This window comes from Streptococcus mitis (assembly GCF_023109235.1).
Lineage (GTDB): Bacteria > Bacillota > Bacilli > Lactobacillales > Streptococcaceae > Streptococcus > Streptococcus mitis_DA.
Genome location: NZ_JALDUC010000003.1, coordinates 100,072 through 113,967 on the forward strand (window position 1 = coordinate 100,072; position 13,896 = coordinate 113,967).

The 13,896-nt window shown below is 40.0% G+C and carries 12 protein-coding genes; 1 reads left to right on the forward strand and 11 read right to left on the reverse strand.

The genetic code is table 11. From position 1 onward, the window contains the following. Positions 1 to 15 precede the first annotated feature (15 nt). From pnp to M1F55_RS03045, 9 genes are all read right to left on the reverse strand, one after another. Positions 16 to 2,229 carry a polyribonucleotide nucleotidyltransferase gene (gene pnp / locus M1F55_RS03005; RefSeq protein WP_247947254.1) on the reverse strand — a complete coding sequence of 738 codons (2,214 nt, stop codon included), beginning with the start codon at positions 2,227 to 2,229 and terminating at the stop codon, positions 16 to 18. A 442-nt stretch (positions 2,230 to 2,671) separates the two neighbouring features. Then, entirely contained in the window at positions 2,672 to 3,538 is an 867-nt protein-coding gene (gene metF, locus M1F55_RS03010) for a methylenetetrahydrofolate reductase [NAD(P)H] (protein ID WP_247939311.1), read from the reverse strand. 103 nt (positions 3,539 to 3,641) lie between these two features. Continuing rightward, the gene (gene metE, locus M1F55_RS03015) at positions 3,642 to 5,891 is read right to left on the reverse strand and encodes a 5-methyltetrahydropteroyltriglutamate--homocysteine S-methyltransferase (RefSeq protein ID WP_237447255.1); all 2,250 of its coding nucleotides are present in this window, start codon (positions 5,889 to 5,891) and stop codon (positions 3,642 to 3,644) included. 160 nt (positions 5,892 to 6,051) lie between these two features. Further along, positions 6,052 to 6,279, reverse strand: coding sequence for a hypothetical protein (locus M1F55_RS03020; RefSeq protein WP_247947255.1), 228 nt, complete (start codon positions 6,277 to 6,279; stop codon positions 6,052 to 6,054). A 99-nt stretch (positions 6,280 to 6,378) separates the two neighbouring features. Further along, entirely contained in the window at positions 6,379 to 6,672 is a 294-nt protein-coding gene (locus tag M1F55_RS03025; protein WP_247947256.1) for a helix-turn-helix domain-containing protein, read from the reverse strand. 184 nt (positions 6,673 to 6,856) lie between these two features. Then, positions 6,857 to 7,222, reverse strand: coding sequence for a TIGR02328 family protein (locus M1F55_RS03030; RefSeq protein WP_247947257.1), 366 nt, complete (start codon positions 7,220 to 7,222; stop codon positions 6,857 to 6,859). Beyond that, a complete protein-coding gene (locus tag M1F55_RS03035; protein ID WP_282184707.1) occupies positions 7,206 to 7,616 on the reverse strand; it encodes a YbgA family protein in 411 nt (136 codons plus the stop codon). The genes M1F55_RS03030 and M1F55_RS03035 overlap by 17 nt, the downstream gene beginning before the upstream one ends. A 45-nt stretch (positions 7,617 to 7,661) precedes the next feature. Next, positions 7,662 to 9,434, reverse strand: a complete 1,773-nt coding sequence (locus M1F55_RS03040) for a DNA/RNA helicase domain-containing protein (RefSeq protein WP_247947259.1) — start codon at positions 9,432 to 9,434, stop codon at positions 7,662 to 7,664. A 15-nt stretch (positions 9,435 to 9,449) separates the two neighbouring features. After that, positions 9,450 to 9,779, reverse strand: a complete 330-nt coding sequence (locus tag M1F55_RS03045) for a MazG-like family protein (protein ID WP_049546989.1) — start codon at positions 9,777 to 9,779, stop codon at positions 9,450 to 9,452. A 179-nt stretch (positions 9,780 to 9,958) separates the two neighbouring features. On the opposite strand from M1F55_RS03045, the gene M1F55_RS03050 reads away from it, so the two are divergent. Further along, positions 9,959 to 10,576 (forward strand): TVP38/TMEM64 family protein, encoded by a 618-nt coding sequence (locus M1F55_RS03050; protein ID WP_000076170.1) that lies wholly within the window; start codon positions 9,959 to 9,961, stop codon positions 10,574 to 10,576. A gap of 42 nt (positions 10,577 to 10,618) precedes the next feature. Here the strand turns inward: M1F55_RS03050 and scrK are convergent, their stop codons facing one another. Beyond that, positions 10,619 to 11,506, reverse strand: a complete 888-nt coding sequence (gene scrK, locus M1F55_RS03055; protein WP_000164310.1) for a fructokinase ScrK — start codon at positions 11,504 to 11,506, stop codon at positions 10,619 to 10,621. Between the two features lie 148 nt (positions 11,507 to 11,654). Next, complete coding sequence (locus tag M1F55_RS03060) at positions 11,655 to 13,541, reverse strand: sucrose-specific PTS transporter subunit IIBC (protein WP_023948466.1); 1,887 nt, start codon at positions 13,539 to 13,541, stop codon at positions 11,655 to 11,657. Positions 13,542 to 13,896: the final 355 nt, after the last annotated feature.

Genomic DNA, 13,896 nt, shown 5'->3' on the forward strand with positions numbered 1-13,896 from the left:
ACATTTCTCCTTTTCTTATTCTGAATCTTTTGGTGTTTCTGTAAATTCTTTCTTAGGTTTGTGGTCCTTGTGATGACGTGGGCGGTGAGGACGCTCTGATTTTTCACCTTTTTCATCACGTTCAGGTTTTGGAGGACGAGGAAGAAGGGCTTTCATAGAAGCATCCACACGTCCTTTTTCATCAATCTTGATAACCTTAACATCAACTTCATCCCCGATTGCTACCAAGTCTTCGACATTATTGGTACGTGTCCAAGCCATCTCAGAGATATGAACAAGGGCATCTGTCTTATCAAAGAGGTTAACAAAGGCACCAAATTTCTCGATACGAACGACTTTAGCACGGTAAACTTCGTCCACCTTAGCTTCACGGACCAAACCAGCAATAATTTCTTTAGTACGGTTAATAGCATCTTGATCACTAGAGTAGATAGATACATTTCCTTCTTCGTCGATATCAATCTTAACGCCTGTTTCGGCGATAATCTTGTCGATGGTTTCTCCACCCTTACCGATGACAATCTTAATCTTGTCCACATCAATCTTGATGGTATCAATTTTCGGAGCAGTTGGAGCCAATTCTGGACGAACTTCTGGAATGGTTGCTTCAATCACATCAAGGATTTCAAAACGAGCTTTCTTGGCTTGGGCAAGGGCTTCTGTCAAGATTTCTGCAGTAATCCCTTGAATCTTGATATCCATTTGTAGGGCTGTAATCCCGTCACGAGTTCCTGCAACCTTGAAGTCCATGTCTCCAAAGTGGTCTTCCAAACCTTGGATATCTGTCAAGACTGTATAGTTGTTTCCATCTGAGATGAGACCCATGGCAATCCCTGCTACTGGTGCCTTGATTGGCACACCACCAGCCATAAGGGCAAGCGTTCCCGCACAGATAGAAGCTTGAGATGAAGAACCATTTGATTCCAAGACTTCTGCTACCAAACGGATAGCATATGGGAATTCTTCCAAACTTGGCAAGACTTGAGCAAGGGCACGCTCACCAAGAGCACCGTGACCAATTTCACGACGACCTGGCGCACCGTAGCGTCCAGTTTCCCCTACAGAGTATTGAGGGAAGTTATAATGGTGCATAAAGCGTTTCTTATACTCTGGATCCAAACCATCAATGATTTGAGTTTCTCCCATCGGAGCCAAGGTCAAGACTGAAAGAGCCTGAGTTTGCCCACGAGTGAAGAGACCTGAACCATGCACACGAGGAAGGAAGTCCACAACCGCATCCAAAGGACGGATTTCATCGACCTTACGACCATCAGGACGCACCTTGTCTTCTGTAATCAAACGGCGCACTTCAGCGTGTTCCATTTGTTCCAAGATTTCAGCCACATCACGCATGATACGGTCAAATTCTTCGTGATCCGCATATTTTTCTTCGTAAACTGCAGTCACTTGGTCCTTAACTGCTTGAGTTGCAGCTTCACGAGCCAATTTTTCTTCTACTTGAACCGCCTTTTGGAGGTCGCTGTTGTAGGCTGCTATAATTTCAGCTTGCAAGTTAGCGTCCACATGAAGCAATTCCACTTCTGCTTTTTCCTTACCTACTGCAGCAACGATTTCTTCTTGGAAGGCAATCAATTCTTTGACTGCTTCGTGCCCTTTAAGGAGGGCTTCCAGCATGATTTCTTCTGACAATTCTTTAGCACCAGACTCTACCATGTTGATGGCGTGTTTGGTACCAGCTACTGTCAATTCAAGGAGCGATTGCTCTGCTTGTTCTTGCGTAGGGTTGATGATGATTTGGCCATCTACATATCCCACTTGTACCCCAGCGATTGGTCCGTCAAATGGAATGTCTGAGATAGAAAGTGCTAAAGATGAACCAAACATAGCCGCCATTGGTGCAGAAGCATTTTCATCATAAGAAAGCACGGTGTTGATGACTTGTACTTCATTACGGAAACCTTCCGCAAACATTGGTCGGATTGGACGGTCAATCAAACGCGCTGTCAAAGTCGCATCCGTTGAAGGACGTCCTTCACGTTTCATAAAGCCACCAGGAAACTTCCCAGCCGCATACATTTTTTCTTCGTAGTTGACTTGAAGAGGGAAAAAATCCCCAGTTGCCATCTTCTTAGACATCACGGCCGCAGTCAAGACAGTTGACTCACCGTAACGTACAACAACAGAGCCATTTGCTTGCTTAGCAACCTGACCAGTCTCTACAATTAACTCACGACCCGCAAAAGTCGTTTGAAACACTTGTTTTGTCATTTTAATCCCCTTTGGATTGATGAAATTATACGCCTTGCCTACAAAGATCAAGATACCAAGGGCGTCAAAAGCAAAGTAAAAATAGGAAACTGACGAAGTCTTCGATGAAGACAAGACAGTTTATCTTTTTTACACAGCTTTTCGGCCGGGTTCAATTACACAAGATATCATTCGATTGACGCAGTGTACCATGTACACCAGGAAATCTATCTTTTTCACTAGGGATTTAGCCCGTGTTCAATTATTCAAGATACAAATCATTAGAAAGGTTTGATACTAAAGCATCTAAGACTCTCAGTTAAAATGCATTATTTTTTTAATACCCTCATCTTTGTATCAAGTACGTACAGAGTCTATTTTATCATATTTTTCTTAAAAAGTGCGGCCTTTACCATTAAAAAGGAACCATTCCCCTCACCTGAGAAGAATGGTTTGCTTTTTATTATCCTAGAGACTGATGATTAAACAAGGCATGAGTTGCTTGGTGGATGTATTTTGCTGTTTCAGCATTGTTCATAGTGTAGAGATGCACACCGGCAACATCCTGAGTTACCAAGTCCACGATTTGGTCCACTGCATAGGCAAGTCCTGCTGCTCTGAGCGACTCAGGGTCATGCTCATACTTGTCTAAGATGGCTTTAAATTTACGTGGAAGATGGATATTCTCACAAGTCTTCAAGAGACGGAGAGCCTGATTTCGATTCAGAATTGGCATAATCCCTGCATGAATAGGAACATCAATCCCAGCCAAGATGCACTTATCTTGGAAATCATAGAAGCGCTCATTGTCAAAGAAAAGCTGAGTTACAAGGCTCGAACAACCTGCATCCACTTTCTTCTTAAGATTTTGAATATCTGAAATCTGATTTGGTGAATCTGGATGACCTTCTGGATAACAAGCACCAACAATATCAAAGTGAGGGGCTTGCTCCTTAATGAACTCGATCAAGTCAGTTGCGTAGCGGAAATCCTTTTGTGGTTCTACATCTGGAATAATATCCCCACGAAGAGCCAAGATTTTCTGCACCCCAACCTTGTCCAAGTCTGCAATCGTTTCAGCAACCTTGTCCTTGGTCAAATAGATGGCTGGCAAGTGAGCAATAGTCGGAATCGCCAAGTCATTTTGGATAAAGTCAGCCAAACGAACCGTCGTTTCCTTGATATTAAATTTATTATTGCTGGCAGTTACACTGATAAAGTGAGGAGCCAACTCCTGCATATCTTGAAGAGCAGAAATAATGTTATCATTACCCACGGCTGGGTTGGGAGGGAACACTTCAAATGAGAGTGACGGTGTTTGGCTTGACATAGTCCTTATCCTTTTCTAGTTGATTTTTTTCGTTAGCTGGATTCCTAAAATCCAAGTGAAACAGGCAGATTGACCAAACAGTGCTTCTAGAGAAATCCTTATCTTACAATTTCTCACGCGCAGCTTTAGCTGCTTCAACAAGGCGGATCAAGCTTTCTTTTGTTTCTGGAATACCACGTGTTTTCAAACCACAGTCAGGGTTGATCCAAACTTTCTTGCTTGGCACTTTAGCAAGGATGGCTTCGATTGTATTGTCGATTTCGCCTTCATTTGGCACACGAGGTGAGTGGATATCGTAAACCCCAGGTCCCACTTCTGTTTGGAAGTTTTTCGCTTTGAGTTCGTCCAAGATTTCAAGGTTTGAACGGCTAGCTTCAAATGAGATAACGTCTGCATCCATGTTGTCGATAGCTGGGATGATATCTGTAAATTCTGAGTAACACATGTGAGTGTGGATTTGTGTGTCTGGCGCTACTGTTGAGTGTACCAAGCGGAAGGCAGGAATTGCCCAGTCAAGGTAGTCTTCATACCAGTCGCTACGACGGAGTGGCAATTTTTCACGAAGAGCAGCCTCATCGATTTGGATGATTTTCACACCAGCAGCTTCAAGGTCAAGCACTTCATCCTTGATAGCAAGGGCGATTTGAAGAGTAGAATCCTTGATAGAGATGTCTTCACGTGGGAATGACCAGTTGAGGATGGTAACAGGTCCAGTCAACATACCTTTAACAGGTTTGTTTGTACGGCTTTGTGCATAGCTAGACCATTTAACAGTGATAGGGTTAAGACGAGTGACATCACCCCAGATGATTGGTGGTTTAACTCCACGCATACCGTATGATTGTACCCAACCATTTTTAGAGAAGAGGTAACCTGACAAGTTTTGACCGAAGTACTCAACCATGTCGTTACGCTCAAATTCACCGTGAACAAGGACATCAAAGTCGATATCTTCTTGCCATTTAATCCATTCATCGATCGTTTCAGCAAGGAAAGCGTCGTACTCTTCTTGAGACAATTCACCTTTACGGTAAGCCAAACGTTTAGCACGAACTTCCTTGGTTTGAGGGAATGAACCGATAGTTGTTGTTGGAAGAGCTGGAAGTTTGAAAGCTTCTTCTTGGATAGCTTCACGTTCAGCAAATGCTGGCAAACGAGTGTAGTCTGCGTCTGTCAAGCCAGCGATACGCACACGAAGTTCAGCATTTTCACCAACACGCTCAGTCGCAAAGAGTTCTTTGTTAGCTGCAAGTGCTTCTTCACCTTGACCATTGCGGATAGCATCCAAATCACGAATCTCATCCAATTTTTCAACTGCAAAGGCAAAGTGGTTCAAGATTGCTGGTTCAAATTCTTCATTAGCAGTTGTAAATGGCACATGAAGAAGTGAGCATGAGCTAGTCAAAACGATGTTTTCAGCTGGGATTTGCCCAAGAACAGCCAAGCTCTTTTCGTAGTTGTTACGCCAGATATTTTTACCATTGACAATACCTGCATAAAGAGTCTTGTCAGCTGGGAAGCCACCTTTAACGAGTTCAAGAGTTTTCTTACCTTCAACGAAGTCAAGACCGATAGCATCTACTGGCAAGTTCACAAGGTCAGCGTAAACGTCACGAACGTCACCAAAGTAAGTTTGAAGCAAGACTTCAAGACCTTTTTTGTCAGCCAAAAGTTTGTTGTAGAGGTTCAAGAAGAGAGCTTTTTCTTCAGCTGTCAAGTCTTTTACAAGAGCCGCTTCGTCCAATTGGATGCGAGTCGCACCAAGTTCAGCCAATTTTGCAAAAACTTCTTGGTAAGCAGCCACTAAGCTGTCTACGAAGTCTTCTGCTTTCACGCCTTCTTCAAAGTCTGACAATTGAAGGAAAGTGAATGGACCTACAAGAACTGGGCGAGTGTTCAATCCAAGTTCTTTTGCTTCTTGGAACTCATCGAAAATCTTGTGACCTGCAAGTTTAACTTGAGTGTCTTTTTCAAACTTAGGAACGATGTAGTGGTAGTTAGTGTTGAACCATTTCTTCATTGGAAGGGCGCGAACATCCCCTTTTTCTCCTTGGTAACCACGACCCAAAGCGAAGTAGCGCTCAAGATCAGACAAGTCCAAGTTTTGAACGGATGCTGGTACAACGTTGAAGAGGAAAGCTGCATCTAGGAAGTTGTCATAGTGAGAAAAGTCATTTGATGGAATTTCAGTGATGCCTTTTTCTTTGACAATGTTCCAGTGTTTAGCACGCAAGTCTTTTGCTGCTGCCAAGAGTTCTTCTTCTGAGATTTCTTTTCTAAAGTATTTTTCAGTTGTAAATTTTAATTCGCGGAATTCGCCCAAACGAGGGAAACCGATGATTGTAGTTGACATGATGTGTCCTCCAAAATTTGTTGTTGAAACTATCTTAACAGAAAAGAATGCGTCTGTATAATTGTAAAAAATTAGGCTTTGATATAGTTTGAAACTATATCTTCGTTTTAGGCATAAAAAAACTCGGAATACTCCGAGAAAAATACATTCTTACGAATTATTAATCAAAATAATTAACTGTTGCATCCTCACATTCAATTATCACAGTTTCCCCACAATCACAACATTCATGATCAATCTCAAAGCTATATTCTAACACATCGTCTTTTGTCGTGAAATATAGACCCGCATTATATCCTCCACAATATGGACAATGCCAATCAACACTGACAAAACCACCTGTATCATCTTTTTTGACTTCAACATCTAGACCTCTAACACGCCGCATAACTGTCTCTCCTTATTTTAAATCAATATAATTATAATCTATATATGAAAAATTGTCAATAATACTTTATTATCGAACTACCTTGGATTCCACATTCACTCAACTCTTTCTCTGTTCAAGTGGAACGACTACTAGTGTCTTTCCTAAACTGGCTAGAACTTTTAAAACCGTATCCAACTGAGGGCTAGTCTTTCCTGTTTCCATTCTAGCTATGACAGGCTGGCTTACTCCACTAAGTTCTTCTAGCTTTTTCTGACTGATTCCTTGTTCATGCCTAGCCTCAATCAGCTCACTCATAATAGCCACTCGCATATCACTTTCAAGGATTTCCTCCTTGGTAAAGAGTTCAGACCGGACATCCTTCCAATTACTCTCAATGGCACTATTCTTCATCACTTAACCCTCTTTCTTTTAAGTCCTTCAGTTCACGCTTGGTTTTTTAAAATTATAACTCAAAAGTTATTAAAAGTAAATCCTAACATTCATAAAAAAGACCTTAGAAAAATTCCAAAGGTCTCATCTTTATTATTCGAAAAAAATTACTGGAAGAGTTATAAATCGAAGACAATCCTTACTATTATTCCAGCTCTATCCCCTTCTCTCGGAGATTAGCCAAACACTCCTCATAGTAGGTATCGTCATGTTCGCTGTATATAGGATTGGTCAACTTTTCCTCTACTAAATCTTCATAAGGAGGGCAGGTCTTGCCACGGTAGTTCTTGTCCAGCCACTCTGGACTGACATTGTAGCCACGATTAGCCATCTCCTCCATGATCAAGCGATGATAGGCATAGAGACGATAGGGCGAGTGGGTAAAGACATAGTCCACCGTCGCATGCTTTCTGCCCCAGCCATTACCACGTAGGGCGCAGCATTCTCGATGTTGCCCCAAAAGTTGAGGACGCGGAAGCTGTGAAATCAAAGCCTCATGCCAAAGTCTCATGGGTGTCTCCTTTCAGTAAAGTCGAATGTTGCAAGTAGGTATTCGGATAGGATTCAAGCAACTCTAGAGTCTTGGCGACCAAGTCTTCCTTGGAAGCCAGACCACAGCGATAGCGATCTAGCAAGAGCATATAGTCCTTACGCTCAGCATCTGTCGCTTTCTTTTTAAAATAGCCCCAAACATGCTGAAAGGCATTGCAGACCTGTCCCCTGTGTTCTGGGATTTGACAGGCGCGGTCAATCATCTCTTGAACCTGACTCACTTCCACCACTTCTTGCTTGAGATACTGACGAATCTCATTATATATGTTACTGGAATAGCTCAAAACGAGGTATTTATTTCTAGCCCAGAGTTGCTGGCAAAGGGCACGTTGATTGTTATTCATAATTGACATTATACCATATTTGGATTTATAAATATCTATTCCTATCTTATAATCTTATAAAATTGCCTTTTTTAAAGCCGCTTGAAGTTCTTCATCTACTGCATAGATATAGAGTCCATTTACTCCTCTTGTAAGTAAAACATTTAATTCATTTTTTAAAAGATCTTCACCAAAATTTTTCATTTCACCATTTTCGAGTTTCCTATTTTGAACTGCCCCTTTATTTTTACTAGCAGAGATATCAAACTTAATTTCACCATCTCTATATTTAACCGATGGACCAATAATCACTCCAGCATAATTCAAATCAAAACCTTGTACAGTAAAAGTGGATCCTACTTCATCAATAGTTTGTGGTTGTTCAATCCAAGAAAGTTTAGAGTTTTTCCTATCCCTACTCAATTCTCTATTCCAAGGACATAACCAGCCATCTATTTCCACACACCAATAATTTTTATATTCATCTTTATATCTATATTTATAACTATCTTTATATTTTTCTACAGGTTTAGATTGACTACTATATTCCCAGTCATAAGTTGCTATTAACCTAGAAATCCCTAAATGCCGATTCTCATCTTTTAATTTAATAGCATCCTGTAATTCCTTGGGAGAATTAAATATCTGGATGTCATAGTTATTGTCTTCTTTTAATTTGGTAATTTCTCTCTTATCAATAATATTTCTAATCCAACTAATTGTAGATTCACTAGCTTTTATACGCATTTGATTATTTAATTCAATTAAATTGCCAGACAACCTCGCTTGATGCTGTAAAGTCAAAAATGAATCATCTACCCATATTTGAGATTTATTCATTATTTGATTATCATCGTACACTAAAACTACTACTTTCGATTTTGATAGTATATCTTTTAAATGATTACCACCCTGATAAGCTTGATTTTTTGCAGTCAAAAGTAAATGTCCTTCGTCAATAACAACTATACCAGCATTAGCATCTTGCTTTTTTAGTGCGTTTAAAAACTGAGTTGGTTTCATAGCAACATCAAGAGTTGAACCACTCTTCCATTCAAGCTTTTTCTCTATTTCTTTATAGACACTCAATTGATCATCATGATTAACAACCAAATTAATTGCATTATTTTCTCTTAGGAAATCCGTGTCATCAGAATTTAATAGATCATCGATTAAAGAACTCATCAAAACAGTTTTACCAGCACCAGCTTCTCCTTTAACCAAGATTAAAGTTCCAAACTCGTTCTTACTAAGTGCTGATGTAATTTTAAAAATGATTTCATTTTTCGCTTTTAATTGCTCATTGGTTAATTTATGAAATGGAGAAGATTTAAAAATTGCAGAATTTCTAACAATACTTTCTGCTGGAAATAAATACTTATTTTTCTTATTTAACGAACTCCAAATTTTGGTAAAAATCTCATCAAGCTCATCAGAAGTATAATATTTATTTTGAGGATTCCCTCGCCTATTTTGAACATTTGAAACATTATCAACGCTTAATAAATACAACATTAGTCTATTCTCAATATCTAGTGTCAAAGACTTATTAAAGTGATGATGACCTATAACAAACATTTTAGTAGTATTTGATTTTGAAAATTTAGCCCAATCTTCTCTAATTTCACCTAAATGTTGATTTGTACGACGTACAATATCTGTTGTTTCACCTACATAAACACTATAACCATCAGAATTTTTATCATTTACAATATATATAGTCGGATATTCAAACAATAGCATCTTGTTTTCATCACGAAAACTGATTTTTAAAGTTTCCTGTAAAGTGTCTAATGAACCACTTTCATATTCTACTTCTTCAATTACTGGTTTCAATATTTTACTCATATCAGTTACTCAACACTATAATTCAGTATATTTTTTATTATTTCCTTTACTTAATTTAACAGGATATTTCGCTTTATTTTTTTCTAATTTTTCTTCAATAATCTGTTCTATATCCAGTTGTAAATTATCAGCTAACATTATTGAATATATTAGCACATCCGCTAGTTCTTCTTTAATTCTTTCAAGAGACTTTGTTGTAACTTCTTCAGATTGCTTCCATTGGAACAATTCTAGAAGTTCACTAGATTCCAGCAAGATAGATATAGCTAAATCTTTTTCATTGTGAAATTTTCTCCAATCCCGATCATCCCGAAATTTATTAATTTTCTCTATTGTTGATTTCATTTCAATTCTCCAATATGAATTTACTTATACACATTATATCATGAAACCTATTCTTAAATTTTATAAAAGGCATAAAATTAGGTTTGAATTCTTGAGCTTCACTCTCACAAAAACACTCATTCCCCCTTTCTCCTCCAAAATATGGTATAGTAGAACTATACTATCTATGAGGAGTTTACATGTCACAGGATAAACAAATGAAAGCTGTTTCTCCCCTTTTACAGCAAGTTATCAACATCTCATCGATTGTCGGTGGGGTTGGGAGTTTGATTTTCTGTATTTGGGCTTATCAGGCTGGGGTTTTACAGTCTAAGGAAACCCTCTCTGCCTTTATCCAGCAGGCAGGTATCTGGGGGCCACCTCTCTTTATCTTTTTACAGATTTTACAGACGGTCGTCCCTATCATTCCTGGGGCCTTGACCTCTGTGGCAGGGGTCTTTATTTACGGCCACATTATCGGGACTATCTACAACTATATCGGCATCGTGATCGGCTGTGCCATTATCTTTTATCTAGTGCGCCTCTATGGGGCTGCCTTTGTTCAGTCTGTCGTCAGCAAGCGCACCTATGACAAGTATATTGGTTGGTTGGATAAGGGCAATCGTTTTGACCGTTTCTTTATCTTTATGATGATTTGGCCCATTAGTCCAGCTGACTTTCTCTGTATGCTGGCCGCCCTGACCAAGATGAGCTTCAAGCGCTATATGACTATCATCATTCTGACCAAGCCCTTTACCCTCGTGGTTTACACCTACGGTCTGACCTATATTATCGACTTTTTCTGGCAAATGCTTTGATATGTAAAAAATCCGTTTGGTTTCCCAAGCGGATTTTGTGCTTTATTTTGAAACTTCTTTTGCAAGAACAAAGTTCCCAAGTGTGGCAGAACCATTTCCTGCGACTGCGGGCGTTACAATGTAATCACGCACATCTGGTACTGGTAGGTAGCCGTTGAGAAGAGATGTAAATTTCTCACGGACACGATCCAGCATGTGTTGTTGTGCCATGACCCCTCCACCAAAGACAATCACGTCTGGGCGGAAAGTCACTGTCGCATTAACCGCAGCTTGAGCGATATAGTAGGCTTGAACATCCCAAACAGGGTTGTTGAGTTCAATATTTTCCCCACGAACACCTGTACGAGCTTCCAAACTTGGACCAGCTGCATAGCCTTCCAGACATCCCTTATGGAAAGGACAAACACCCTTAAACTCTTTTTCAATATCCATTGGGTGTCTAGCCACATAGTAATGACCCATTTCAGGGTGACCCACACCACCGATAAACTCACCACGTTGGATGACACCTGCACCGATACCTGTACCGATTGTGTAGTAAACCAAGTTTTCGATACGGCCACCAGCATTATTACGGGCAACCACTTCACCATAAGCAGAGCTGTTTACGTCTGTAGTGAAGTACATTGGCACGTTGAGGGCGCGACGAAGGGCACCAAGCAAGTCCACATTTGCCCAGTTTGGTTTTGGAGTCGTTGTGATAAAGCCATAAGTTTTTGAGTTTTTATCAATATCAATCGGACCAAATGAACCAACTGCAAGACCAGCAAGGTTATCGAATTTTGAGAAGAACTCAATGGTTTTATCGATTGTTTCGATTGGAGTTGTTGTTGGAAATTGTGTTTTTTCTACAACGTTAAAGTTTTCATCACCGACAGCACAGACAAATTTTGTACCGCCCGCTTCCAAGCTTCCATATAATTTTGTCATGATAAACCTCTTGTTTTTATTTTCTTTATTATAGCATATTTCGAAAATCTAAGTTTCTCAATTTTTTAGATTTTCCTCTGTAAATCTTACCATTCAAGCAAAAACGAACAAACATGTCATTTGTTCGTTTTCATTTAGCTAGGAAAGATTAAGCTTTCACTTCGATCACAGCATCCCCCTTCGCAACTGAACCAGTTGCGACTGAATCTACTGAAGCGTAGTCAGCTGTATTTGTAACGATAACCATTGTTGTATCATCAAGTCCAGCTGCAGCGATTTTGTTTGAGTCAAATGTTCCAAGAACATCGCCAGCTTTAACCTTGTCACCTTGAGCAACTTTTGCTTCAAAACCTTCACCATTCATAGATACAGTGTCAATACCAACGTGGATCAAAACTTCAGCACCATCAGTTGTTTTCAAACCAAAAGCGTGTCCTGTTGGAAAGGCAATTGAAACTTCAGCATCAGCTGGTGCATATACCACACCTTGGCTAGGTTTCACAGCGATACCTTGTCCCATAGCTCCACTTGAGAATACTGGGTCATTAACATCAGCAAGAGCAACAACGTCACCAACGATAGGAGTTACAAGTGTTTCATTTTGAAGAGTTGCTGGAATGTTACCAGTTGTTTCTTCTTGGACCAAACGTTCTGTCTCTACTTCAGTAGCAACTTCTTTTTCATCCTCATAACCAAACATATAAGTAAGAGCGAAACCAAGAACGAATGATACAGCTACCATAAGAAGGTATTGTGCAAGTTGTCCGTTACCGATGTAAAGCATTGTACCAGGGATGACGGTGATACCATTACCAGTACCTGCAAGTCCAAGGATAGAAGCCAATCCACCACCGATTGCACCAGCAATCAATGAAAGGAAGAATGGTTTACGGAAACGCAAGTTAACCCCGAAAATAGCAGGCTCTGTAATACCTAGGAAGGCAGAAAGAGCAGCTGGGAAAGCAAGTGTTTTTAGTTTTGGATTTTTAGTTTTAACACCAACCGCAACAGTCGCAGCACCTTGAGCTGTCATAGCAGCTGTGATGATCGCGTTGAATGGGTTAGCATGGTCAGCAGCAAGCAATTGAACTTCAAGCAAGTTGAAAATGTGGTGCACACCTGACACGACAATCAATTGGTGAACCCCACCGATCAAGAAACCACCAAGACCAAATGGCAAGCTGAGGATCGCTTTTGTAGCGATAAGGATGTAGTTTTCAACGACGTGGAAGACCGGTCCAATGACAAAGAGTCCAAGGATAGACATGACCAAAAGTGTAACAAATGGCGTTACCAAGAGGTCAATGACATCTGGAACAACCTTGCGGACAGCTTTTTCAAATTTAGCTCCGACAACCCCGATGATGAAGGCTGGAAGAACAGAACCTTGCAAACCAACAACAGGGATGAAACCAAAGAAGTTCATAGCTGTTACTTCACCACCTGAAGCGACTGCCCAAGCGTTTGGAAGCGAGTCAGAAACAAGCATCATACCAAGAACGATACCAACGGCTGGATTTCCACCGAATACACGGAAGGTTGACCACACAACCAAACCTGGCAAGATGATAAAGGCTGTATCTGTCAAGATTTGCGTGTAAGTTGTCACGTCAGCTGGAAGTGTCATTCCAAGAGCAGTCAATAGACCACGTACACCCATGAAAAGACCTGTTGCTACGATAACTGGGATGATTGGAACGAAAACGTCACCGAAAGTACGGATAGCACGTTGGAACCAGTTCCCTTGTTTGGCAGCTTCTGCTTTCATATCATCTTTAGATGATGTTGGCAAACCAAGTGCAACAACTTCATCGTACATTTTGTTAACTGTACCTGTACCAAAGATGATTTGGTATTGACCTGAGTTAAAGAAAGCACCTTGAACTTTTTCCAAGTTCTCAATCACTTCTTTATTGATTTTTCCTTCATCTTTGACCATGACACGAAGACGAGTCGCACAGTGGGCAACACTGTTGACATTTTCACGTCCGCCCAAGGCATCGATGACTTTTTTTGCAATTTCCTGATTGTTCATTTGCAAAAATCTCCTTATATAAAATTTTGTTCTTGTTTGAAAGCGATTTTATCCGCCCTACGACTATTATTTTATCATGTTTTAGAAATATGTCAAGCGTTTTGCAGAAAAAATATTCTATCCACTTAGTAAGCATGCTTTAGATTGATTGATTTTGACTGTTTTATCAGGTATTCCTTGAAAAAATAAGTTTGAAATCTTATTTAAAAGGGTTTTGTTTCATTCTCTTTCATATTTTCTTGAAAAGTTGATTGATTTCCTGCATTTATTTTGTGACAAACGTTTGACAGTTTTTTCTTTTTTTTAACATAAAAGGCTTGCTTTTTTTTCCGAAAACGGTTACTATTAAAAGTGA